This window comes from Pandoraea commovens, from assembly GCF_024704525.1.
Classification (GTDB): domain Bacteria; phylum Pseudomonadota; class Gammaproteobacteria; order Burkholderiales; family Burkholderiaceae; genus Pandoraea; species Pandoraea commovens.
Genome location: NZ_CP102780.1, coordinates 1357563 through 1378964 on the forward strand (window position 1 = coordinate 1357563; position 21402 = coordinate 1378964).

At 63.3% G+C, this 21402-nt stretch carries 24 protein-coding genes; 8 read left to right on the forward strand and 16 right to left on the reverse strand.

What is annotated here, in order from left to right; genetic code table 11:
- Positions 1-19: 19 nt before the first annotated feature.
- Together NTU39_RS06665 and NTU39_RS06670 are read left to right on the forward strand one after the other, a co-directional pair.
- Positions 20-352: an ArsR/SmtB family transcription factor gene (locus NTU39_RS06665; protein WP_257959536.1), complete on the forward strand. Its 333-nt coding sequence runs from the start codon at positions 20-22 to the stop codon at positions 350-352.
- 2 nt (positions 353-354) lie between these two features.
- The gene (locus NTU39_RS06670; RefSeq protein WP_150665212.1) at positions 355-852 is read left to right on the forward strand and encodes an SRPBCC family protein; all 498 of its coding nucleotides are present in this window, start codon (positions 355-357) and stop codon (positions 850-852) included.
- A gap of 113 nt (positions 853-965) precedes the next feature.
- Here the strand turns inward: NTU39_RS06670 and NTU39_RS06675 are convergent, their stop codons facing one another.
- The 6 genes from NTU39_RS06675 to NTU39_RS06700 all read right to left on the reverse strand — a co-directional run bounded on the left by NTU39_RS06675 (position 966) and on the right by NTU39_RS06700 (position 7186).
- A complete protein-coding gene (locus NTU39_RS06675; RefSeq protein ID WP_039400315.1) occupies positions 966-1667 on the reverse strand; it encodes an ABC transporter ATP-binding protein in 702 nt (233 codons plus the stop codon).
- Positions 1667-2434 (reverse strand): high-affinity branched-chain amino acid ABC transporter ATP-binding protein LivG, encoded by a 768-nt coding sequence (livG, locus tag NTU39_RS06680; RefSeq protein ID WP_150577623.1) that lies wholly within the window; start codon positions 2432-2434, stop codon positions 1667-1669. Before livG ends, NTU39_RS06675 begins: the two co-directional genes overlap by 1 nt.
- Positions 2431-3705 carry a high-affinity branched-chain amino acid ABC transporter permease LivM gene (locus tag NTU39_RS06685; RefSeq protein ID WP_150665211.1) on the reverse strand — a complete coding sequence of 425 codons (1275 nt, stop codon included), beginning with the start codon at positions 3703-3705 and terminating at the stop codon, positions 2431-2433. The genes livG and NTU39_RS06685 overlap by 4 nt, the downstream gene beginning before the upstream one ends.
- An 8-nt stretch (positions 3706-3713) precedes the next feature.
- Positions 3714-4637, reverse strand: coding sequence for a high-affinity branched-chain amino acid ABC transporter permease LivH (livH, locus tag NTU39_RS06690; RefSeq protein WP_044454576.1), 924 nt, complete (start codon positions 4635-4637; stop codon positions 3714-3716).
- A 104-nt stretch (positions 4638-4741) separates the two neighbouring features.
- Positions 4742-5854 carry a branched-chain amino acid ABC transporter substrate-binding protein gene (locus NTU39_RS06695; protein ID WP_095178473.1) on the reverse strand — a complete coding sequence of 371 codons (1113 nt, stop codon included), beginning with the start codon at positions 5852-5854 and terminating at the stop codon, positions 4742-4744.
- 426 nt (positions 5855-6280) lie between these two features.
- Positions 6281-7186, reverse strand: a complete 906-nt coding sequence (locus NTU39_RS06700; RefSeq protein ID WP_150577625.1) for a LysR family transcriptional regulator — start codon at positions 7184-7186, stop codon at positions 6281-6283.
- A gap of 128 nt (positions 7187-7314) precedes the next feature.
- Here NTU39_RS06700 and NTU39_RS06705 point away from each other — a divergent pair, with 128 nt between their 5' ends.
- Genes NTU39_RS06705 through NTU39_RS06715 form a run of 3 tightly spaced genes read left to right on the forward strand, consistent with a single transcriptional unit; the run spans position 7315 to position 9112 of the window.
- The gene (locus tag NTU39_RS06705; protein WP_039400297.1) at positions 7315-7524 is read left to right on the forward strand and encodes a tautomerase family protein; all 210 of its coding nucleotides are present in this window, start codon (positions 7315-7317) and stop codon (positions 7522-7524) included.
- Entirely contained in the window at positions 7524-8354 is an 831-nt protein-coding gene (locus NTU39_RS06710) for a 2-keto-4-pentenoate hydratase (RefSeq protein WP_150665210.1), read from the forward strand. Before NTU39_RS06705 ends, NTU39_RS06710 begins: the two co-directional genes overlap by 1 nt.
- Positions 8351-9112 (forward strand): 2-keto-4-pentenoate hydratase, encoded by a 762-nt coding sequence (locus tag NTU39_RS06715; RefSeq protein ID WP_150665209.1) that lies wholly within the window; start codon positions 8351-8353, stop codon positions 9110-9112. Before NTU39_RS06710 ends, NTU39_RS06715 begins: the two co-directional genes overlap by 4 nt.
- 111 nt (positions 9113-9223) lie before the next feature.
- On the opposite strand, the gene ribD is transcribed toward NTU39_RS06715, so the two are convergent.
- From ribD to hemL, 5 genes are all read right to left on the reverse strand, one after another.
- Positions 9224-10321, reverse strand: a complete 1098-nt coding sequence (ribD, locus tag NTU39_RS06720) for a bifunctional diaminohydroxyphosphoribosylaminopyrimidine deaminase/5-amino-6-(5-phosphoribosylamino)uracil reductase RibD (protein ID WP_150665208.1) — start codon at positions 10319-10321, stop codon at positions 9224-9226.
- Between the two features lie 14 nt (positions 10322-10335).
- Complete coding sequence (locus NTU39_RS06725; RefSeq protein WP_150665207.1) at positions 10336-10884, reverse strand: TPM domain-containing protein; 549 nt, start codon at positions 10882-10884, stop codon at positions 10336-10338.
- Between the two features lie 5 nt (positions 10885-10889).
- Positions 10890-11789, reverse strand: a complete 900-nt coding sequence (locus NTU39_RS06730) for a TPM domain-containing protein (protein ID WP_150665206.1) — start codon at positions 11787-11789, stop codon at positions 10890-10892.
- A gap of 10 nt (positions 11790-11799) precedes the next feature.
- Positions 11800-12414 (reverse strand): LemA family protein, encoded by a 615-nt coding sequence (locus tag NTU39_RS06735; RefSeq protein WP_150665205.1) that lies wholly within the window; start codon positions 12412-12414, stop codon positions 11800-11802.
- Positions 12415-12512: 98 nt separating this feature from the next.
- Positions 12513-13817 carry a glutamate-1-semialdehyde 2,1-aminomutase gene (hemL, locus tag NTU39_RS06740; protein ID WP_150665204.1) on the reverse strand — a complete coding sequence of 435 codons (1305 nt, stop codon included), beginning with the start codon at positions 13815-13817 and terminating at the stop codon, positions 12513-12515.
- Between the two features lie 148 nt (positions 13818-13965).
- Here hemL and rnk point away from each other — a divergent pair, with 148 nt between their 5' ends.
- Positions 13966-14391 (forward strand): nucleoside diphosphate kinase regulator, encoded by a 426-nt coding sequence (gene rnk, locus NTU39_RS06745; protein WP_150738798.1) that lies wholly within the window; start codon positions 13966-13968, stop codon positions 14389-14391.
- A gap of 83 nt (positions 14392-14474) precedes the next feature.
- Here the strand turns inward: rnk and NTU39_RS06750 are convergent, their stop codons facing one another.
- The gene (locus tag NTU39_RS06750) at positions 14475-15077 is read right to left on the reverse strand and encodes a phosphatase PAP2 family protein (RefSeq protein WP_150665202.1); all 603 of its coding nucleotides are present in this window, start codon (positions 15075-15077) and stop codon (positions 14475-14477) included.
- A gap of 580 nt (positions 15078-15657) precedes the next feature.
- Here NTU39_RS06750 and NTU39_RS06755 point away from each other — a divergent pair.
- Both NTU39_RS06755 and mgtA read left to right on the forward strand, forming a co-directional pair.
- The gene (locus NTU39_RS06755) at positions 15658-15852 is read left to right on the forward strand and encodes a hypothetical protein (RefSeq protein WP_257959537.1); all 195 of its coding nucleotides are present in this window, start codon (positions 15658-15660) and stop codon (positions 15850-15852) included.
- A 74-nt stretch (positions 15853-15926) separates the two neighbouring features.
- Positions 15927-18668, forward strand: coding sequence for a magnesium-translocating P-type ATPase (gene mgtA / locus NTU39_RS06760; RefSeq protein ID WP_150665200.1), 2742 nt, complete (start codon positions 15927-15929; stop codon positions 18666-18668).
- 82 nt (positions 18669-18750) lie between these two features.
- Here mgtA and NTU39_RS06765 read toward each other — a convergent pair whose 3' ends face one another.
- The 4 genes from NTU39_RS06765 to NTU39_RS06780 form a co-directional block, all read right to left on the reverse strand.
- Positions 18751-19254 (reverse strand): hypothetical protein, encoded by a 504-nt coding sequence (locus NTU39_RS06765; RefSeq protein ID WP_150665199.1) that lies wholly within the window; start codon positions 19252-19254, stop codon positions 18751-18753.
- Positions 19255-19334: 80 nt separating this feature from the next.
- Positions 19335-19862 (reverse strand): helix-turn-helix domain-containing protein, encoded by a 528-nt coding sequence (locus tag NTU39_RS06770; RefSeq protein WP_150665198.1) that lies wholly within the window; start codon positions 19860-19862, stop codon positions 19335-19337.
- A gap of 57 nt (positions 19863-19919) precedes the next feature.
- Positions 19920-20801 (reverse strand): 4-hydroxy-tetrahydrodipicolinate synthase, encoded by an 882-nt coding sequence (gene dapA, locus NTU39_RS06775; protein ID WP_174984834.1) that lies wholly within the window; start codon positions 20799-20801, stop codon positions 19920-19922.
- Between the two features lie 41 nt (positions 20802-20842).
- Positions 20843-21322 (reverse strand): hypothetical protein, encoded by a 480-nt coding sequence (locus NTU39_RS06780; RefSeq protein ID WP_257959538.1) that lies wholly within the window; start codon positions 21320-21322, stop codon positions 20843-20845.
- Positions 21323-21402: the final 80 nt, after the last annotated feature.

Consider the following 21402-nt stretch of genomic DNA (forward strand, 5'->3'; position numbering starts at 1 on the left):
TGTGACTATAGTTAGGCGCATGGCTAACCAATCCATCCCTCTCGATCGAATCTTTCAGGCGTTATCCGATCCCACACGTCGTGCGGTCGTCGAGCGCCTGACGTTGGGCCCGGCGTCCGTGAGTGAACTGGCGCGTCCGTTTTCAATGGCGTTGCCGTCCTTCTCGCAGCATTTGAGCGTGCTGGAGGAGAGCGGGCTGGTCATCTCGCGCAAGACAGGGCGTGTGCGGACCTACGCGCTGGAGACTGAAACGCTGGCGGGCGCACAGGATTGGCTCCAGTTGCAGCGCGACAAATGGACGTGTCGCCTCGACCAACTCGATAACTATCTTTTGCAGATGAAGGAGACGTGAAGATGAGTCAACCCAACCTGTTCTCGGTGGACCCGAAGCTGGACCTGGTGCTGGAGCGCTATGTCGACGTCCCGTGCGAGCGCGTCTGGGCCGCGTGGACGCAGCCGGAGCATCTCAAGAAATGGTTCACGCCTGCGCCCTGGCAAACGGTCGAGTGCGAAATCGATCTGCGTCCGGGCGGTCTGTTTCACACCGTCATGCGTTCACCGGAAGGGCAGCAGTTTCCGAACGTCGGTTGCTATCTGGAAGTGGTCGAGAATTCGCGACTCGTGTGGACGAACGCGGTGCTGCCCGGTTTCCGTCCCGCGCCCGCGCCGGTAGCCGAACACGGTGGCTTTCAGTTCACCGCCGCCGTGCTAATGGAGACGCATGGCAAGGGCACGCGCTACACGGCGATCGCCATGCACGGCGACGAAGCCACGCGCGCGCAGCACGAAGCCATGGGCTTCCACGACGGTTGGGGCAAGGCGTTGGATCAACTGGTCGATCTGATGAAGTAACCCGGCTGAAGTCATCTTTCGCAGACGTATGAAAAAGGGGATGTGCCCGAAAGCACATCCCCTTTTCTGTTGCCCGTCACATCGGCCTGATCGATGGCCTCGTGACCACCGACTTAAGCACCCAGATAAGCGCGCTTGATGTCGTCGTTGGCGAGCAGGTTGTCGGCCGAATCGGCGAGCACGACGCGCCCGGTTTCGAGCACATAACCGCGGTCGGCCACATGCAGCGCCTTGTTCGCGTTTTGCTCCACCAGAAACACCGTCACGCCTTCTTCGCGAATCGCACGAATGATGTCGAAGATCTGCGCGATCACGAGCGGTGCGAGACCGAGTGTCGGTTCATCGAGCAACAACAGACGCGGACGGCTCATCAACGCGCGCCCGATGGCGAGCATCTGCTGTTCGCCGCCGGACATCGTGCCTGCACGCTGTTTGCCACGTTGTGCGAGCCGGGGAAACAGCTTGAAGACGTGATCCATGCCAGCATCGATTTCGTCTTTGGACGCGAAGAAGCCGCCCATCTTCAGGTTCTCGATGACGGTCAGGCTCGGAAACACGCGACGGCCCTCCGGCGAAATCGCCATGCCCATGCGCATGATCTCGTGCGTCGGACGGTTGGTAATGTCGTTGCCCTCGAACATGACGCGGCCGCTCGACGCGCGGGGCGTGCCACACACGGTCATCATCAGCGTGGTCTTGCCTGCGCCGTTGCTGCCGATGAGCGTGACGATCTCGCCCTTGTTCACTTCGATGGACACGCCCGAGAGCGCCTCGACGGCCCCGTAATGGGTGTGGATCTGTTCCAGCTTGAGCATTATTCCTCCCCGAGGTAGGCCTTGATGACGCGCGGGTCGTTGCGCACCTCGTCGGGCTTGCCGGTCATGATCGGCTTGCCGTGTTCCATCACGAGAATCCGGTCGGAGACGCCCATCACAAGACTCATGTCGTGCTCGATGAGCAGCACCGAAATGCCGAACTCGTTACGCAGGTTGTCCACGAGTTGCTGCAACTCGACCTTCTCCTGCGGGTTCAGACCGGCAGCCGGTTCGTCGAGCATCAGCAGACGCGGCTCGGTGATCATGCATCGCGCGATCTCGAGGCGGCGCTGGTGGCCGTACGACAGCGTGCCAGCTTCGCGGTTGGCGACCGGCGTGAGGCCAAGACGATCGAGCCACATCTTCGCGCGCTCAAGCGCCGTGCGCTCCGAGCGACGAAACGCGCCCGTCGAGAGCAGCCCTTGCAGAAAGCCGGTGTGCACGGTCATGTGCTGCGCGACGAGCAGGTTCTCCACCACCGTCAACTGACGGAACAGACGGATGTTCTGGAACGTGCGCACCAGACCGCGACGCGCCACCATATGGCTCGGCAAGCCGGTGATGTCGTTGCCGTCGAGCACGATAGATCCGCCCGTCGGACGGTAGAAGCCGCCCACGCAATTGAAGACGGTCGTCTTGCCTGCGCCGTTCGGACCGATGATCGCGAAGACTTCGTTCTTGCGGACGTCGAACTCGACGCCGTCGACAGCCAGCAGACCGCCGAAGCGCATCTGAAGGCCGGAGAGTTTCAACAGTTCTGCACTCATTGCGGCAACTCCACATGCGGGCGGGTGGCGGGCAGCAGACCTTGCGGACGCCACATCATCATCAGCACCATCACCAGACCGAAGATCAGCATGCGGTACTCGGCAAAGTCGCGTGCCACTTCCGGCAGAATCGTCAGCAGGATGGCCGCGAGAATCACACCGATCTGCGAGCCCATGCCGCCGAGCACCACCACGGCGAGAATCAGCGCCGATTCGATGAACGTGAACGACTCCGGCGTGACCAGACCCTGACGCGCGGCGAAGAACGCCCCGGCCAGACCCGCGAACGAGGCGCCCAGCGTGAATGCCGAGAGCTTGATGCGCGTGGGGTTCAGACCGAGCGAGCGGCAGGCGATTTCATCTTCGCGCAGGGCTTCCCATGCGCGACCGATCGGCATGCGAATCAGACGGCTCGTGACGAACAGCGTGAATCCGACCAGCGCGAACGCGAGCAGATACAGCCAGATCACCATATGACCGCCGCTGTAATCCAGCCCGATCAGTTCATGGAATGTCTTCGCGCCTTCCACACTCGACGAGCGCGCCATCTCGAAGCCGAACACGCTGGGCTTCGGAATGCCGGACACGCCGTCCGGACCGCCCGTCAGGCTCGTCAGGTTGTTGAGCAGCAAGCGAATGATTTCGCCGAAGCCCAACGTCACGATGGCGAGATAGTCACCGCGCAGACGCAGCACCGGGAAGCCCAGCAGGAAGCCGAACGTCGCCGACATCAGCGCGGCGAGCGGCAGGCATTCCCAGAAGGTCAGACCGAAGTACTGATTGAGCAACGCGTACGTATAACCGCCGACGGCATAGAAGCCGACATAGCCCAGATCGAGCAGACCGGCGAAGCCCACGACGATGTTCAGGCCGAGACCCAGCACGCAGTAGATGAGCGCGAGCGTGGCCACGTCCACTGCGCCGCGCGAGCCGACGAACGGCCACACGAGACCGACGGCGAGCAGCACCCACATGGCGGTCAGTTGCTGACGGCGTCCCATCGTGGGCATCGTCGGCAGTTTCACCGCGCGCTTGGTGCGCAACAGGAACGGCTTGATCAGTTGGAACACGAACACGATGGCGGTCGCGATCCAGACCGGACGCCAATGCTGTTCGAGCACGACCTTGTAGCCGTCGAGCTTCAGTTGCAGGCCCAGGATGGGGGCCGTGAGGATGATCGTCACGATTGCGGCGATGACCGCACCCTTGAGCGTCTCTCCTGCCGGCGCGCGGTGGGCGGCGCCGGACTTCATGGTGAGTTGTTGTGTCATGGTCGACCTCAGACTTTCTCGACGTCAGGCTTGCCCAGCAGGCCAGTCGGGCGGAACAGCAGCACCAGCACCAGCAGGCAGAACGCCACGATGTCCTTGTACTCGGAGGGCATGTAGCCCGAGGCGAGCGTCTCCGCCAGGCCCAGCAGCACGCCGCCCAGCATGGCGCCGGGAATGCTGCCGATACCGCCCAGCACCGCTGCCGTGAAGGCCTTGATGCCAGCGATGAAGCCGATGTACGGATTGAGCTTGCCGATGGTCAGGCCGATCAGCACGCCACCCACGGCCGCGAGCATGGCACCGAGAATGAACGTGAACGAGATCACGCGATTCGTATCGATGCCGAGCAGGTTGGCCATGCGCATGTCCTCGGCGCAGGCACGGCAGGCGCGGCCCATGCGCGAGTTGGCGATGAACAGCGTGAGCAGAATCATCAGTGCCACCGTCACACCCACGATCAGCATGCGAGCGTAGGGAATCGTCACGGTGAAGTCGCCCATCGGAATATCGATGGCGCCGGAGATCAGCATCGGCACGGAAACATCGCGTGCACCCTGACCGATCTGCACGTAGTTCTGCAGGAAGATGGACATACCGATCGCGGAGATCAGCGGTCCGAGACGAGGTCCGCCGCGCAGCGGGCGATACGCCACCCGCTCGATCGCGAAGCCGTAAAGGCCCGTGACCAGCACCGATACCAGCAGCGCTGCGCCCAGCACGAGCGGCAAGGGGTAGCCCGCCGCCGTTCCGATTGCAGTCAGTGTGACAAGCCCGACATAGGCGCCGATCATGTAGATCTCGCCGTGGGCAAAGTTGATCATGCCGATAATGCCGTAGACCATTGTGTAGCCAATGGCAATCAGCGCGTAGATCGCGCCCAGCGTCAGGCCATTGACCAGTTGCTGGGCAAGCTGTGGGAAAAATTCGTTCATGCGGGAAGCCTCGCGACTAGCGGGGGCCGAGCGCGAATGCGAGCCGCCCGCCGGGGTCGGCGGGCGGCTGGGGGTGATTCGCTGGCCAGTAAAGCGTCAGGGAATCAGTTGGCTGCGGTCTTGGTGGCGTCCTTGTGCCAGGTGAAGACCACGAACTTGAACGACTTCAGATCGCCGGCGGCGTCATACGCCACCTTGCCGATCGGCGTGTCGAACGTGTTGGCGTGCAGGTACTTCGCCACCTTTTCCGAGTCGGTGCTCTTCGCGCCAGCGATGCTCTTGGCGATCAGTTGCACGCCCGTGTAGGCCGGCATCTGGAACGGACCGTTCGGATCGCGCTTGGCGTCGGCGAAGGCCTTCACCAGCTTGGCGTTGGCCGGGTCGGCAGCGAAGTCGGCCGGCAGCGTCACGAGCATGCCTTCCGAAGCCGGGCCGGCGATAGCCGTCACGTCCTTGTTGCCCACGCCTTCCGGTCCCATGAACGTGGCCTTCACGCCTTGCTCACGTGCCTGACGCAGCAGCAGACCCATTTCCGGGTGGTAGCCGCCGAAGTAGACGAAGTCCACGCCTTGCGCCTTGAGCTTGGTGATGACAGCCGAGTAGTCCGAGTCACCAGCGTTGATGCCTTCGAACAGCACGACCGGCACCTTGGCGGCGTCGAGGTCCTTCTTCACCGAGGTGGCGATACCCTGACCGTACGACTGCTTGTCGTGCAGCACGGCAACCTTCTTCGGCTTGACCTTGTTGATGATGTACTGAGCAGCTGCCGGACCTTGCTGGTCGTCACGACCGATCGTACGGAAGATGAAGTGGCGCTTCTTGCCTTCGGTCAGTTGCGGTGCCGTGGCCGACGGCGTGATCATCACGACGCCTTCGTTTTCGTAGATGTCCGATGCCGGGATCGTCGAGCCCGAGCACACATGGCCGATCACATACTTGATCTTCTGGCTAACGATCTTGTTGGCGACGGCGACAGCCTGCTTCGGCTCGCATGCGTCATCCATGAACACGGCTTCGAGCTTGTTGCCGTTCGCGCCGCCAGCTGCGTTGACTTCTTCAATCGCGGTTAGCGCACCGGCCTTGACCATGTCGCCGTACTGAGCAACCGAGCCGCTGAACGGACCGGCGATGGCGATCTTGACGGTCTCTGCATTGGCAGCCGTTCCGAGGAGGGCGAGAGCAGCGGCAACGAACAGGGATTTGTGACGAAACTGCATTGTGGACATCTCCTTGATTTGTATTTTTTGACTACCTCGTGGTGCGGTAGCCTTAATCGACTGCTAAACCTGGTCGGTATTGGATCCTTCAAACCGCTGGCGGCCTGAACGATGCGCCATAGTAGCGTAATACGCTCTTTAATAGAAACAGGTATCCTGAGTCCCCCGAAAACCCGCATGGATAAAGGGTTTCAAAAGGGTCATAAGAAAAAAATAAGAGTCGTCACAGCGATTCTCCGTAGTACTACGCAGATTGGAAAATCCGCAAATGTCACGTGAATCGGTAAATGAGGGCCATGTTGAATGGATGCGACGAAATAGGCATCAGGACATTTTGGATGCAATCCGGTGCGTATTGAAATCCAATCGTCGGCGCTTTGCATTCAGTCGTATCCGTGCGCATATATCTATGGATAGACGCCAGCCTTACATCGGCAGCGGGTGACGCCGGGTGCGCGATGCGCGGATCAGCGCGAGAAACGCGGCGAGAATCGGCGAATCGTCATCGCGCCGGTACATGCAGTTCAGTTCGATGGAGCGCAGCCGCTGCGACTTCAGCGGCCGATACACCACGCCGGGCAATCGCAGATTCGCGGCCGACTCGGTCGTGACGCACACGCCAAAGCGACTCGCCACGAGTGCAATCGACGTCACCACGTCCTCCACCTCCTGCTCTACGCGCAGCGTCACGCCCTCGGCGCGAAACGCGGCGGCCACTTCTTCTGCGAGTCCGGGCACCGGTGCGTTCGGGTAGAGAATCATCCGCTCGTTATCGAGATCGGCGAGCGTGAGCGATGCGCGCTTGCACAGCGGGTGCCCTTCGTACAGTGCGACGAGAAACGGCTCGCGGTGAATCCAGTCGACGACCAGATCCGGTTCGTCCGGAATCAGACGGTTGAAGCCGATGGCGATGCGCCGCTCACGCAGCGCCGCAATCTGTTCCGTCTTCGACAGGTTGTGCAGGCCGATTTTCACTTCGGGGCGCTCAGTGTGGAAGTCTGCGAGCAGTCGCGGAATCACATTGAGAATGCCGGAACTGAAGATGCCGACGTCGAGCCGCCCGATATACCCATCACCCGCGAGCCGCGTTTGCTCTTCTGCGCGGCGCGTGAGCGAGAGGATGTTCGGCACCTCGGCGAGCAGCGTCTGCCCGGCGGCGGTCAGCGTCGCGCCTTTGGGCGTGCGCACGAAGAGCGCCGTGCCGAGTTGCGCCTCCAGTGCGTGGATATGACGGGTGAGCGGTGGCTGCGCCATGTTCAGCCGTTCGGCAGCGCGTCCGAAATGGCCCTCCTGCGCCACCGCGAGGAAGTACCGCATTTGCTTGATATCCATGATTCAGTGCCTCAACTCGATACCGAAATAGTATCGGAATCTGGAAATTTGGTATTGGACGGTATCTTTCCGCGCGCGCATCATGCCTGCACGAAGCCGCTCGATCGAGCATTTCAGGAGACAGCATCATGCCAATCGTACATATCAATCTGATCGAGGGCCGCGATGACGCTGCCGTCAAGGCCTGCGTGAAGGCCGTGGCGCGCACCGTGCACGAGACGCTCGGCGCGCCGCTCGAATCGATTCGCGTCTTCGCGACGCAGGTGCCGGCCGCCCACTGGGCGGTGGGCGAGCGCACGAAGGACGAGCCGGCAGCACCGGCCAAGGCGGGCGCGTAATGAGCAACGCTATCCAACGCGACGCAGCTACGCAGGCGCGTCTCCAGCAGGCCGCCGATGCGCTGCTCGAAGCCGAACGCTCGCACCGCTTCATCGCCCCGCTGCGCGACACGTTCGCACCGCTCACCATCGACGACGCCTACGCCATCCAGCGCATCAACACCGAGCGACGCCTCGCGGCCGGTCGCCGTATCGTCGGCTGCAAGATCGGTCTGACGTCGGTCGCCGTGCAGAAGCAGCTCGGCGTTGACCAGCCTGATTTCGGCCTGTTGTTCGACGACATGGGCTATGGCGACGGTGAACCGATTCCCGCCTCGATCCTCACGCAACCGAAGATCGAAGCCGAGATTGCGTTCGTGATCGGCCGCGATCTGAACGTTGAGAATCCGGGCCAGCTGGATGTGCTCAATGCCATCGAGTACGCGCTGCCCGCGCTGGAAATCGTCGGCAGCCGCGTGGCCGACTGGAATATCCGTATCACCGACACGATTGCCGATAATGCCTCGTCGTCGGCCTATGTGATCGGCAACACGCCGAAGAAGCTCTCGGAATTCGACGTTCGCATGTGCGGCATGGTGCTTGAGCGTCGTGGCGAGCCGGTCTCGGTCGGCGCAGGCGCGGCCTGTCTGGGCAGCCCGATCAACGCCGTGGTGTGGCTCGCGCGCACGATGGCTGCGGTGGGCACGCCGCTGAGGGCGGGCGATCTGGTGCTTTCGGGCGCCCTTGGTCCGATGGCCGCCGTCACCCCGGGCGACATCTTCGAGACCCGCATCAATGGCCTGGGCTCGGTCCGCGCCGTCTTTGAACCTGCCAGCGAGGCTGCACGATGAGCCACATCCACGATTACGCCAAGCTGCTCGACGACGCAGCGCATTTCGCCCACGAAGTCGAACAGTTCGACACCGATAACCGCCTGTCGCTCGACGACGCCTACGCCATTCAGGCCGCCTCGCTGGCGCGCCGTGCCGAGCGTGGCGAGACGCGCGTCGGCGTGAAGATGGGCTTCACCAGCCGCGCGAAGATGATTCAGATGGGGCTGTCCGATGTGATCTGGGGACGTCTGACGTCCGGCATGCAGATCGAAGAGGGCACGTCCATCGACTTTAAGCGCTACGTGCATCCGCGCGTCGAGCCGGAAATCGCCTTCATTCTGAAGAAGCCGCTCGAAGGCAACGTCACCGGGCCGCAGGCGCTGGCAGCGGTCGAGGCGATCGCACCGGCCATCGAGATCATCGATTCGCGCTACAAGAACTTCAAGTTTACGTTGCCGGAAGTGATTGCCGATAACGCGTCGTCCAGCGGTTTCGTGATCGGCGCGTGGCATAGCCCGCACGTCGACTTCTCGAATCTGGGGCTGGCGATGTCGATCAACGGCCGCACTGTGCAGGTCGGTTCGACGGCGGCGCTGCTGGGTCATCCGCTGCGCTCGCTCGTAGCGGCGGCGCGCCTGTCGGCGGCGGCCGGTGAGCCGTTGCAGGCGGGCTGGATCGTGATGGCGGGCGGCGCGACACCGGCCGAGTACATCCAGCCGGGTCAGTACGTGTCGGTCGAGATGGAATCGCTCGGTCGCGTGGGCTTCCACGTCTGACGCATTCGTCGGTGAGTGCGGCAGACGTTTCTGCCGTGCCATGCAAAACGGGGCGCGCCATACGGCACGCCCCGTTTTTGTCTTTACTGTCCGACGAATTTCAGTAGTGCGTCAGTCCCGCTTCACCCGGGCCATCACACGCAGATCGGCCTCGATCATGCGCACGTCGGTGAATGTCAGTGCGAGCTTGTCGTCGAGCGAAGTGAGCGCGGGCAGGTTGAACATGCCTTGCGCGTCGCCGACGATGCTCGGCGCGAAGTACGTCAGCAGTTCGTCCACGCAACCTTCGCGCAGCAGCGAACCGTTGAGCTTGTAACCGGCTTCCACGTGGATTTCGTTGAACTGACGCTCGCCCAGCGCACGCAGTAGCGCAGGTAGCTCGACCTTGCCGTTGGGGTTCGGCAGATCGAGCACGTCGACGCCAAGATCGCGCAGCCGCGCCACGCGATCCGCATCGCCGTTGGCGCAGACCACTAGCGCATTGCCACCGGCCAGCACCTTTGCCGTCGGGGCGATGTCCAGACGTGAGTCGACGACGATACGCAGTGGCTGACGCGTCGTTTCCACCTCACGCACCGTCAGCGACGGATTGTCTTCGCGCACGGTGCCGATGCCCGTGAGAATCGCGCAGGCGCGTGCGCGCCATGCGTGGCCGTCGGCGCGTGCGGCCGGGCCGGTCAGCCACTGACTCACGCCGTTGTGCAGCGCCGTCTTGCCGTCGAGACTCGCTGCCACTTTCATGCGCACCCACGGCGTGCCGCGCGTCATGCGGGCGATGAACCCGATGTTCATCTCGCGCGCTTCGTTCTCCAGCAAACCGCAGCGCACGTCGATACCGGCGTCGCGCAGCATGCCCAGCCCGCGCCCGGCGACGAGCGGGTTCGGATCTTCCATCGCGGCGATCACGCGCTTCACGCCCGCGTCGATGAGCCCCTTGGCGCACGGCGGTGTGCGGCCGTAATGACTGCATGGTTCCAGCGTGACGTAGGCCGTCGCGCCGCGCACCGATTCGCCGCGCACGCGCGCATCCTTCATGGCCTGCACTTCGGCGTGATCCTGCCCGGCGGGCTGGGTGAAGCCTTCGCCGATAACACGGCCGTCCTGCACGATGACGCAGCCCACGCGCGGGTTCGGCGTCGTAGTGAACATCGCGCGCTCGGCCAGGGCCAGCGCGCGGCGCATGTAGTCAAAATCCTGATCGGAAAACATGAGACGTAAGATCGTCAGAGCATCAGCGGCCGGTCGGTCAGCGCATTGTCCGGGGCTGCGCCGGCTCGGGCCGGCAGGGATTCGCGCGCAATGCCGCGCAGGGTGTTCAGTGCGTCGAGCGCGCTCTGGACGTAGCGTTCATCGCGAAACCCGGCGCTCATCTGCTTCACGACGGCTTCCCACTTGGCATCGTCCACCAGCGCATTGACGCCTTTGTCGGCGATCAGCTCGATATCGTGATCGGCGATGTTGATATACAGCAGTATGCCTGTGCGCTCGCTGGTGTGCGCGACACCCAAATGGTGAAACAGTTGAACGGCGCGTTGACGGCACGTTTGCCCGCGCCACACGTTGGCGAGCGGCATGGCTGCTTCGATCACCAGCCGGATTTCGCAACGATGCTCCGATTCGGATTCGCGGATCGAGGCTTCCAGCGTGTCGAGTGCGTTGTCGGGAAATAGCCAGCGGGCATGTGCCCGCCAGGTGCCTGCGTGACGCAGCCAGCGCGACACGTCGTGCGGTTTCGGTTGCATTGCGACTGCCGGTTCGTGTGCTGTCGTCATCGTCTTCACCAGTTGCCGGACGAGCCGCCGCCGTCGAAACCGCCGCCGCCTCCGCCGCCAAAACCACCGCCCCCCCCGCCGCCACCGCCGCCACCGCCGTCGTTACGTCCCCAGCCACCGCCGAGTCCGCCGCCGATGCCTCCACCAATACCACCGATGCCGCCGAAACCACCGGGGCCGATGCGTCCGCGCTGACCGGTGAGCACGCGCGAGCGCGGGTCGTTGGGGTCGCTCGGCAAGCCGGGACCGCTGAAGCGCCGGCGGCCCTCCATGATCACCACCATTGCGATGATGAAGACGATGAAGAGCAGCGGGAGAAAATCGGACAAATCGGAGTGCGGTGCGCGCGTGGACGGCAGATTCGGTGCGGGCAACGCCTCGTTGTTCATGGCCGCCTGCACGGCCGCCGTTCCCGCCGCGATGCCGCCGAAGAAGTCGCCATTGCGGAAGTACGGTGCCATGACGTCGCGCAGAATGCGGCCCGAAATGGCGTCGGTGAGCGAGCCTTGTACGCCGCGTCCGACCTCGATGCGCATCTTGCGCAAGTCGTTCGGGTTGTCCTTCGCGATCAGCATGATGACGCCATCGTCAACACCCTTGCGGCCCGCCTTCCAGGCGTCGGCGACACGGATGCTGTATTGATCGATGGTCTCGGGCGCGGTGCTCGGCAGCATCAGCACAAAGATCTGGCTGCCGCGTTGCTGCTCGTATTGCGCGAGCTGCGCCTCAAGTGCGTTGCGCTGCTCGGCGGTGAGCGTGCCGGTCAGATCGGTCACGCGCGCCGTCAGCGCGGGCACGGCCACCAGCGCTTCTGCGCTCGCGGGCAGCGCCAGCCAGCAAAGACTGGCCAGCGCGAGTGCCCACAACGCCCACACAAAGCGCTTCGGTTGCATGAGCGCTGTCATTGCCGCGGCCTCAGAACTTGACGGCCGGTGCCGTGGAAATCGCCTTCTCGTTATCCACGGTGAAGTTCGGCTTCGTGCCGTAACCGAACATCTTGGCCGTCAGATTGTTCGGGAACTGACGCACATACACGTTGTAGTCCTGCACGGACTGGATGTAACGATTGCGCGCGACCGTGATGCGGTTTTCCGTACCTTCGAGCTGCGATTGCAGGTCGCGGAACAGGCCGTCGGCCTTCAGGTTCGGGTAGTTCTCCGAGACGGCCATCAGGCGCGAGAGTGCACCCGAGAGCTCACCCTGCGCTTGCTGGAAGCGCTTGAACGCTTCCGGATCGTTGAGCGTCTCCGGCGTGACGGTGATGCTCGTCGCCTTGGCGCGGGCGTTGATCACTTCGGTGAGCGTGGCCTGCTCGTGCGACGCGTAGCCCTTGACCGTGTTCACCAGGTTCGGCACCAGATCGGCACGTCGCTGGTACTGGTTGACGACCTCGCTCCAGGACGCCTTGACTGCTTCGTCCTTGACCTGAATCTCGTTGTATCCGCAGGAGGACAGCATCGACGCGAGAAGTCCCAGCGCGAGCCATCGCACCCAGGACTGACGACGAAGAATCGGCAGTAACATTTGCATGACGTTTTCCCCTTGTTATGACCGGACGGACATCCGGCAGACTGCGCAAAACGTGGCACGAACCACACTGCAAATGGTAGGCGAGCTCTCGGACGCGATCATGCAATCGTCCCAAACGCGTCGCGCGCCGCTTCGATCGTCGCATCGATGATCGTGTCGTCGTGCGTGGCCGACACGAACCCGGCTTCGAACGCGCTCGGTGCGAGGTAGACGCCGCGATCGAGCATGGCGTGGAAGAACTTGTTGAAGCGGGCGACGTCCGACGTCGTCACTTCGGCAAAGCTCTGCGGCACGTTGGCACGGAAGTACAGACCGAACATGCCGCCGACGCTGTCGCCGGAGAACGGCACACCGGCGGCCTGCGCGGCTTCGACGAGACCGCTCACGAGCTTCGATGTGCGCTTGGCCAGATCTTCGTAGAAGCCAGGCGCCTGAATCAGCTTGAGCGTGGCGAGCCCGGCGGCGACCGCCAGCGGGTTACCCGAGAGCGTGCCCGCCTGATAGACGCCACCGAGCGGGGCAAGATGCGACATGATGTCGCGGCGTCCGCCGAATGCGGCTGCGGGCATGCCGCCGCCGATCACCTTGCCCAGACACGTCAGGTCGGCCGTAATGCCGTAAAGCGCCTGTGCGCCGCCCAGACCGACGCGGAAACCGCACATCACTTCGTCGAAGATCAGCACGGCGCCGTGCGCGGTGCACAGCTCGCGCAGCGTCTGGAGGAAGTGACGCGAGCCGCGCACGAGATTCATGTTTCCCGCGACCGGCTCGACGATCACGGCCGCGATCTCGCCGCCCTGACCGGCGAACAGTTCACGCAGCTGTTCGACGTTGTTGTATTCGAGGACGAGCGTGTCGCGCGTGACTTCGGGCGGCACACCGGCCGAGGAGGGCGCGTTGCGCGTGGAGTCGGCAAACGTCAGCAGACCCGAACCGGCCTTCACTAGCAGACTGTCGGCGTGGCCGTGGTAGCAGCCTTCGAACTTGACGATCTTGTTGCGACCCGTAAAGCCGCGTGCCAGACGCAGCGCGCTCATCGTGGCTTCGGTGCCCGAGGACACCAGACGCACTTGCTCGATGGACGGCACGAGACGGCAGATTTCTTCGGCCATCACGACTTCGGCTTCGGTCGGTGCGCCGAAGCTGAAACCCTGCGACATGGCCGTTTGCACGGCGGCGACGACTTCCGGATGCAGGTGGCCGACGATCATCGGGCCCCACGAGCCGATGTAGTCGATGTAGCGCACGCCTTCGGCGTCCCACATGTAGGGGCCTTGTGCGCGGGCGATGAAGCGCGGCGTGCCGCCAACCGAGCGGAAGGCGCGCACGGGCGAGTTCACACCGCCGGGAATGGTTTGCTGGGCGCGCTCGAACAGCGCGACATTCGTAGTGTTTTCGGACATGACTTCAGCTTTGCGGCGCATAGGCCTATTCACCTTAATGCGTCGATTCTAGCGGATGGCGTCAAAGTCCGGGACTTCTCGCGGCCGGGGGCTTCTGTTAGATTGAAGGCAACTTTCTCAACGCCAAGGAAATTCAAGGCCCTTCGACATGTCCACCGTCAACGCACAACGTCCTTCGATCACTGTCTCGTCTCTCGACCTCGATCGTCTTTATTCGGTCATCGAGAATGCGCCGCGCACGGCCCTGCCGTATGTGGAGGCACTCGAAACAGAGCTCGCCCGGGCGAGCGTCGTCGAGCCGGAGCAAATGCCGGCCGATGTCGCCACGATGAATTCGGTGGTGCGCTATCGCGATCTGAGCACGCAGCAGGAGCACCGCGTGACGCTCGTGTATCCGCAGCATCTCGCCGCCACGGAAAACGGCATTTCGGTATTGGCGCCGGTGGGGAGCGCGTTACTGGGTCTGCGTGTCGGCCAGTCGATTCACTGGCAAGTGCCGGGCGGTCATCTCATCGAGCTGGAACTGCTTGGCCTCGACTACCAGCCTGAAGCCGCTGGCGAATACCACCGTTAATTCCCTTCTCCGCAGCACCATTGGGAGATTCGGATCTCCCGAGTCTCCCAGTCATCCCCTCTGCAATTTCCGCAACTCCCCGCTCAGCGACGTAGCCAGCCGCGCGAAATCGGCCATGCCAACAGGCGACGATAGATGCCTTCGAGGATCGCCGCGACGATACGGCTCGTCTCGCGTGCGCTCGCCGTGCGCATGATGAGCGCGACGACCAGCGACACCACCAGCGCGCCGAGCATGTCGACCGGCCAGTGCACGCCGAGGTAGATGCGCGCCCAGCACACGGGCAGCGCGCAAATCAGAAGGAGCTTGCCGAGCAGACGTGGCGTGCGGGCTACCGTACCCATCAGCACGAACGCCGACGTGAACATGATCGAGCCGTGGTTGCTCGGGAAGGCGCTCGTCGGCGCGTGTGCGAGCAGATTCGTGCCGAGGCCGACGACGAACGGTCGCGGCTCGAACCAGGCGAATCCGATAACGAAGTTGATCAGCAGCACGAGCGCCACGCCCAGCAGGCCATGCACCGCGCCTTCGCGGTCGCGTCCGCCCGCGAGCCACAGCGTGACGAGGCCCACCGGCAGCAGCAAGATCAGATATTTGGCAATGAAGACGGCGATGGCCAGTTCGCCATCGCTCACATCGTGCGAGGCGTTGATGGCGAGAAAGAGGGCGCGGTTGAGCGAATCCATGAACTCCGGGGGGAACGAAGGTCTGCCGGAGATTGGGAGTGCGGCCGGGCGCTTTAGCGGTGCCGGCGCCTCAACGGCCGCCGGCCGACGGTTTGTGACGATTGCGTGACAGATTCTGAATGACCCGTCGCCACGAGGAAAGTGCCATTTGTCATCATTTTGTAACACCTTGAATTGTCACTTTTCTTTCGACGCTCTCGGAGGTAGAATCGCGCCGTCATAGCTCTCAGGAGGTCCTTCCGTGGACAGTAGTTCTAGTGGTAGTTGCCGGTCGACCGAAGTCGACACCATCACCGCGAGTTAGTCCCCGGGATCTTCCCAGCCGCTAACTCGCATAGTCGGGTTGGCGCGCACCTCAGATGTACCTGTCGAATGCCCTCACCCCTTAGCCGCAGCACTCGCGCGACGAAGGGTTTTGTTGGGATGTACCGATAGCGTCCGTCTCTCGTAGCACGCTCCCTTATTGGTTTTACGTCTGCCGTTCGGGCTGTCCCGTCGTGCGCGTGCGTTCGCGTGTTTTGCATGAAACGCGAACCCGCCGCTCACGTCGGCCAGATGCCGTGCGGCCGGGAGATTCATCGTGTTCCGTTATTCCATGACCCTGCGCGGAGGCAATCCGCAAGCTCTGATGCTGCCGCCCCAGTGCCTGCATCACTATCACGTCGATCCGCACCCGGACGCGGCCCATGACGCGGCGCGTCCCGGTCTCGTGACGCGTGCCGGGCAGTGGCTGGCCTCGTTCGTGCGCCATCGCGAGAGCGTCAAGCAAGGCTGACCGCGCGTCTTTCCGTTGTTACGTGAGGCGCCGGGGGTTCTCCGGTGCCTCGCAAGCCATTTCAGGATGTATTCATGCAACAAGCTCTCACGCTCAGCGAGCGACTGATTGCGGTGCTTGGCGCGCGCCTCGGCCTGCGCTTCTTCCGTCGCCGCGACATGCTCGAAACGCTCGATGCGCCAGCCCATGGCCACGAGGCACCGCCGGGTCTGCTCGAAGCCGCGCGCGACGCGGGGCCGGACCTGCTCGCGCGTCTGCGCACCACCCGCGACGGGCTGTCCGACGACGAAGCCGCCACGGTGCGTGCGCACGTAGGCCCCAACGAGGTCGAGCACGAAAAGCCGCTGCCCTGGTGGCGTCATCTCTTTAACTGCTACCGCAATCCGTTCAACCTGCTGCTCACTGCACTGGCCGCTGTGTCTTACGCGACCGACGACACCGAGGGAACGATCATCATCGCGGCGATGGTGATCATTTCCACGGTGTTGCGATTTGTGCAGGAAGCCCGCTCCAACAAGGCAGCGGAGAAGCTGAAGGCGATGGTGAGCACTACGGCGACCGTGCTGCGTCGTGAGCCGTTGATCGACGGTGCAGTCGAGCCGGAGAACGTGCGTCGCCTCGGACGCATGGGCCGTGAAATCGCGCTCGCGGACCTCGTGCCCGGCGATATCGTGCTGCTCGCGGCGGGCGACATGATTCCGGCCGACGTGCGAATCCTTACTGCCAAAGACCTGTTCGTCTCGCAGTCCGCGCTCACGGGCGAAGCATTGCCTGTGGAGAAATTCGCGCATCCCTGTGAGTCTGGCGGCAGCAACCCGCTCGCTTACGACAACCTCGCATTCATGGGGACGAACGTGGTGAGCGGCTCGGCCACGGCCGTCGTCGTCGCCACGGGCGGTCGCAGCTTCTTCGGCTCGCTTGCGCAGCGCGTGAGCGCGCAGCAACCGACCGTCACGTCGTTCCAACAAGGTGTGAACCGCGTATCTTGGGTGCTCATCCGCTTCATGCTGGTCATGACGCCCATCGTCCTGCTCATCAACGGTTTCACGAAGCACGACTGGCTCGAAGCGTCGCTCTTCGCGCTGTCGGTGGCCGTCGGCCTCACGCCCGAAATGCTGCCGATGATCGTGACGGCCACGCTCGCCAAGGGCGCGGTCGTGCTCTCGCGCAAGAAGGTGATCGTCAAGCGACTCGACGCGATCCAGAACTTCGGCGCGATGGACGTGCTCTGCACCGACAAGACCGGCACGCTCACGCAGGACAAGATCTGTCTGGAGCGTCACACCGACGTGTGGGGTAACTTCTCCGAAGATGTCCTCGAATACGCGTACCTCAACAGCTTCTATCAGACCGGTCTGAAGAACCTGCTCGATGTCGCTGTGCTCAATCACGCCGAGTTGCATCAGCGTCTGGACGTCGTCAATCGTTATCGCAAGATCGACGAAATCCCGTTCGATTTCCAGCGCCGTCGCATGTCGGTGGTGGTCAGTGAGAACGGCGATCACCACGAACTGATCTGCAAGGGTGCAGTGGAAGAGGTAATGGCGGTGTGCAACCGCGTGCAGCATGGCGCGAACGTCGAACCGCTCACGCCGGACGTGCTGGCGCAATTGCGTCGCGTGACGGCCCACCTGAACGCCGAAGGCCTGCGTGTGGTGGCGGTGGCGACGCGGCATCTGCCGCCGGTACGTGAGCGCTACAGCATCGCGGACGAAAGCGAGCTCGTGCTCGTTGGCTACATCGCCTTTCTCGATCCTCCCAAGGAGTCGACGGCACCGGCCCTCAAGGCGCTGGCGGCGGCAGGCGTGGACGTCAAGGTGCTCACGGGCGACAACGATCTCGTGACGGCCAAAGTCTGCCGCGAAGTCGGTTTGCCGGTGACGGCGTGCGTGCTGGGCGACGACATCGAAGCGATGAGCGACCCCGAACTTGCCAGGACCGTCGAGCGCGCCAACGTCTTCGCGAAGCTCACGCCTGCGCACAAGGAACGTCTCGTGCGCATGCTGCGCGCGAACGGTCACGTCGTGGGATTCATGGGCGACGGCATCAACGATGCCCCGGCACTGCGCGCGGCCGACATCGGCATTTCGGTGGATACCGCAGTCGACATCGCCAAGGAAGCGGCCGATCTGATCCTGCTGGAAAAGAGCCTGATGGTGCTGGAGCAGGGCGTGATCGAGGGACGCCGTACGTTCGCGAACATGCTCAAGTACATCAAGATGACGGCCAGCTCGAACTTCGGCAACGTCTTCTCGGTGCTGATTGCGAGCGCCTTCCTGCCGTTCCTGCCCATGCTGCCGTTGCAGTTGCTCACGCAGAATCTGCTGTACGACCTGTCGCAGACGACGATTCCGTTCGACAACGTCGATGCCGAACAACTGACCAAGCCGCAGCAGTGGAATCCGTCGGATCTGTCGCGTTTCATGGTGTTCTTCGGCCCGATCAGCTCGATCTTCGACGTGCTGACGTTCGTCGCCATGTGGCATCTGTTCGGCGCGAACAGTGCCGAGCATCAGACGTTGTTCCAGTCCGGCTGGTTCGTCGAAGGTCTGCTGTCCCAGACGCTGATCGTGCACCTGATCCGCACGCGCCGTCTGCCGTTCATCCAGAGTCGCGCCGCATGGCCGTTGCTGTTGATGACGGGCGCGGTGATGCTGATCGGCATCATGCTGCCGCTGTCGCCGTTCGCCGAGACTTTCAAGATGCAGGCGCTGCCGCTTGCGTACTTCCCGATGCTCGCCGCGATTCTGCTGGCGTACGCCGTGCTCACGCAGTTGATGAAGGGCGTGTTCGCGCGACGGTTCGGGTGGCAGTGACGTTGCTGCGGTAGCCGTCACAGAAAAAAGCCAGCGGCGAGTCGTTCACCGCTGGCTTTTTCACAGGGCTTCGATGCGAGGTTTAATCGTCGACCCAGGTGCCCGACGGCCGGTCGAAGTGCTGCGAACGCGGCGCGAAAACGTCACGGGCGTCGTCGAGTTCGAGGGTGACGTCGAGCGCGCCATCGTTGTCCTTCTTCGCGCTGCCGAGAGGATCATTGCAGCACAGCCACAGCGACACATCCTTGGGCATGCCTTCGACGCGGAACGACTTCTGATTGCCGACGAGGAACGGTTCGCCCTTCTCGCCGAAGCGCCCGACGAGTTGCCCCATCAGGGCGTCGTGGCCGTGATACGGATACTCGTCGTTACCTGAGACTTTGTGCAGATACGTCGCGCCGGAGTTGGGGGTACGGCCGTTGGCGTCGCGGCGGCCGAACTTGCGGTCGTCCGTGCGTGTGCACCACTCGCCGGACGCTCGCAGAATGACCTTCGGCGCGCTTTGCTCCCCGACCTTGTATCCCGTGTCCTGCCAGCCCTCGGTGGCGTACACCTTCATGCGCTTGTTGATGCGATCTGTCGTCATGACAACGCTCCATAGTTGACGGGGGGCCAAGAATGGATCGCCGACCGGTGGCCATCGGCGCTTTGCTACGCAATCTGCTGTCAGTTCGAGTGTAGACGCATCGCCTTGTCCGTCACCCCATAAGGGCGGAGGCCTGCCTCCAAACGGCGATTGGGCGAGAGCGCGATGCCAAGCTCGGCGTACAGCTCGTCGAACGCCTCGCGAGTGCCGACGAGCAACGCCGTCGTCTGCCCGCTGATGTCCGTGACCACGCTCACCAGCGTTCGCCCCTGAGACGTCTCGCGCGCAGCGACGAACTGCGTCGATGTGAGCGCGGCAAGTGTGGCGAATCGCTCGGCCTGCACCAGACCGCTGATCTGGAAGACCGGTTGTGCCGCGCCCGTCGAGCGGGGCGCAAAGCGGATGTTCACGCCGTCGCTGCGCACGCCCAATGCGGCAAACAGCTTGTCTCTGCCTTGTGCTCCGAGCGCGCAGTGATCGCCATGCACCCAGCGCGATATGGTGTTGCCGGTGATGCCGGTCGCGTAAGCGAGCCTTGCCTGCGTGGTGCCCGAGAGCTTGATCAGCAGACGGGCGACGGTGCGGTGACGCCGTTCGATCTCATCCATTGCGAGTGTCCTGTCAGGTGCGGTCATGGACCACGTCGGGGCGGCATGCTGCCGATATCAGAACGCCATCGTGACTTCCAGTTGTGCGTCGATGTCCTTGCGAAGGGCGGTGGTGCACGGCATGAGCGGGCGGCGCACCGTGTCCTGGCAGAAGCCCAGCGATGCGAGGGCCGCTTTGATCGCCACCGGATTCGGCTCGGAGAACAGTCGTCGGATCAGCGGCTTCATGCCGTTGAAGAGTGTGTTCGCGTGATCCATGTCGCCTTCGCGCACGTAGCGCATCAGCTTGAGATAGAGGTCCGGGCGCACATGCGCTGCCGCCGAAATACATCCGACGGCACCGGCGCGCAGCGCGGGCAGGATCTGCATGTCGTCGCCGCACAGCACGCGCATCGTCACTTGCGCGGGGAGATGTGTGAGCGGGTGCGCATCGCACTCCTTGATGGCGGCGAACGACTCGTGCGATGCCAGCTCGCGGATCGTCTCCACGCCGAGCGTGACACCGGTGCGAAGCGGCACGTTATAGAGCACGAGCGGCTTGCGCGTACCGGCGGCAAGCGTGCGGTAGTGCCAGAGAATGCCTTCCTGCGAGGGGCGCAGGTAGTAGGGCGGCGGGACGAGGTAACCGGCGAGCGGCAGGTCGTCAAGACTGCGGATCTGACGCGCGGCATTCGTCGTGTCGGCGGCACCGACACCGGCGAGCACCGGCGCGTGTCCGTGAGCGAGGTGGCAGGCCGTCTCGACGAGACGGCGGCGCTCCTCATCGGTGAGCAGTGTGCCCTCGCCGGTGGTGCCTGCGACCACGAGGCCGTTTACGCCAGCGGCGAGGTAGTAGTCGACCAGACGTGCAAACGCGTTGTAGTCGATCTGAGCGCCATTGGCGCCTGACATGGGCGTGACGAGCGGAACCCACACGCCTTCGAAGATGGCTGTGTTCATAACCTGAAGCATCGGTGTTGGCGAAGATCGCCGGGAGGGTCTCAGACGGCCGGACGCAGGCGTAGTGCGCCGAATTCGGCTTCCGGCAGCGATTGCATGACGACGTCCATCGCCCGTGCCGCTTCGACGCGCGGCAAGGCAATCGACACCACAGCCGCCGTATCGCGCCGGATCGGACGAATCGTCTCGACACGCCATGGCAGTGGCAGGCTCATCGCCAGCGTGACGGCCAGCGAGGAGACGGCGGCGCGGCTGAGGGTGATGTCGAGCGTCGCGTCGAGGCGGGCGCGCGGGTTGTATCGATTGCGTTGACGCGCCACAGACACGGTCTCGGCGGACGGTGCGCCCAGCGTGGTCAGCGTACTGGCTGGCGTTGCGGCGACGGCGTTGTTGGCCGATTGCGCCGAACTGAGCGACGCACGGGCCGCGGCGGGTGTTGCGCTGTAAGCGCGCGAGGGATCAGCCGGAGTGGCGTTCGCACCAGGAGGTTCAAGGCTGACGCGTTGGGCGATTGAGGGCATGGCGACGTGTCGTTTTGACGACTGAAGTGACAACGAGGCCAGTCTAGGGAGGCGCAGGTAAAAAAGGCGTCAAGATTTTG

Excerpts from the sequence above, each read along its gene's own strand:
- NTU39_RS06665 (WP_257959536.1), top strand. The coding sequence starts at position 20 with ATGGCTAACCAATCCATCCCTCTCGATCGAATCTTTCAGGCGTTATCC.
- NTU39_RS06670 (WP_150665212.1), top strand. The coding sequence starts at position 355 with ATGAGTCAACCCAACCTGTTCTCGGTGGACCCGAAGCTGGACCTGGTG.
- NTU39_RS06675 (WP_039400315.1), bottom strand. The coding sequence starts at position 1,667 with ATGCTCAAGCTGGAACAGATCCACACCCATTACGGGGCCGTCGAGGCG.
- livG (WP_150577623.1), bottom strand. The coding sequence starts at position 2,434 with ATGAGTGCAGAACTGTTGAAACTCTCCGGCCTTCAGATGCGCTTCGGC.
- NTU39_RS06685 (WP_150665211.1), bottom strand. The coding sequence starts at position 3,705 with ATGACACAACAACTCACCATGAAGTCCGGCGCCGCCCACCGCGCGCCG.
- livH (WP_044454576.1), bottom strand. The coding sequence starts at position 4,637 with ATGAACGAATTTTTCCCACAGCTTGCCCAGCAACTGGTCAATGGCCTG.
- NTU39_RS06695 (WP_095178473.1), bottom strand. The coding sequence starts at position 5,854 with ATGCAGTTTCGTCACAAATCCCTGTTCGTTGCCGCTGCTCTCGCCCTC.
- NTU39_RS06700 (WP_150577625.1), bottom strand. The coding sequence starts at position 7,186 with ATGGATATCAAGCAAATGCGGTACTTCCTCGCGGTGGCGCAGGAGGGC.
- NTU39_RS06705 (WP_039400297.1), top strand. The coding sequence starts at position 7,315 with ATGCCAATCGTACATATCAATCTGATCGAGGGCCGCGATGACGCTGCC.
- NTU39_RS06710 (WP_150665210.1), top strand. The coding sequence starts at position 7,524 with ATGAGCAACGCTATCCAACGCGACGCAGCTACGCAGGCGCGTCTCCAG.
- NTU39_RS06715 (WP_150665209.1), top strand. The coding sequence starts at position 8,351 with ATGAGCCACATCCACGATTACGCCAAGCTGCTCGACGACGCAGCGCAT.
- ribD (WP_150665208.1), bottom strand. The coding sequence starts at position 10,321 with ATGTTTTCCGATCAGGATTTTGACTACATGCGCCGCGCGCTGGCCCTG.
- NTU39_RS06725 (WP_150665207.1), bottom strand. The coding sequence starts at position 10,884 with ATGACGACAGCACACGAACCGGCAGTCGCAATGCAACCGAAACCGCAC.
- NTU39_RS06730 (WP_150665206.1), bottom strand. The coding sequence starts at position 11,789 with ATGACAGCGCTCATGCAACCGAAGCGCTTTGTGTGGGCGTTGTGGGCA.
- NTU39_RS06735 (WP_150665205.1), bottom strand. The coding sequence starts at position 12,414 with ATGCAAATGTTACTGCCGATTCTTCGTCGTCAGTCCTGGGTGCGATGG.
- hemL (WP_150665204.1), bottom strand. The coding sequence starts at position 13,817 with ATGTCCGAAAACACTACGAATGTCGCGCTGTTCGAGCGCGCCCAGCAA.
- rnk (WP_150738798.1), top strand. The coding sequence starts at position 13,966 with ATGTCCACCGTCAACGCACAACGTCCTTCGATCACTGTCTCGTCTCTC.
- NTU39_RS06750 (WP_150665202.1), bottom strand. The coding sequence starts at position 15,077 with ATGGATTCGCTCAACCGCGCCCTCTTTCTCGCCATCAACGCCTCGCAC.
- mgtA (WP_150665200.1), top strand. The coding sequence starts at position 15,927 with ATGCAACAAGCTCTCACGCTCAGCGAGCGACTGATTGCGGTGCTTGGC.
- NTU39_RS06765 (WP_150665199.1), bottom strand. The coding sequence starts at position 19,254 with ATGACGACAGATCGCATCAACAAGCGCATGAAGGTGTACGCCACCGAG.
- NTU39_RS06770 (WP_150665198.1), bottom strand. The coding sequence starts at position 19,862 with ATGGATGAGATCGAACGGCGTCACCGCACCGTCGCCCGTCTGCTGATC.
- dapA (WP_174984834.1), bottom strand. The coding sequence starts at position 20,801 with ATGAACACAGCCATCTTCGAAGGCGTGTGGGTTCCGCTCGTCACGCCC.
- NTU39_RS06780 (WP_257959538.1), bottom strand. The coding sequence starts at position 21,322 with ATGCCCTCAATCGCCCAACGCGTCAGCCTTGAACCTCCTGGTGCGAAC.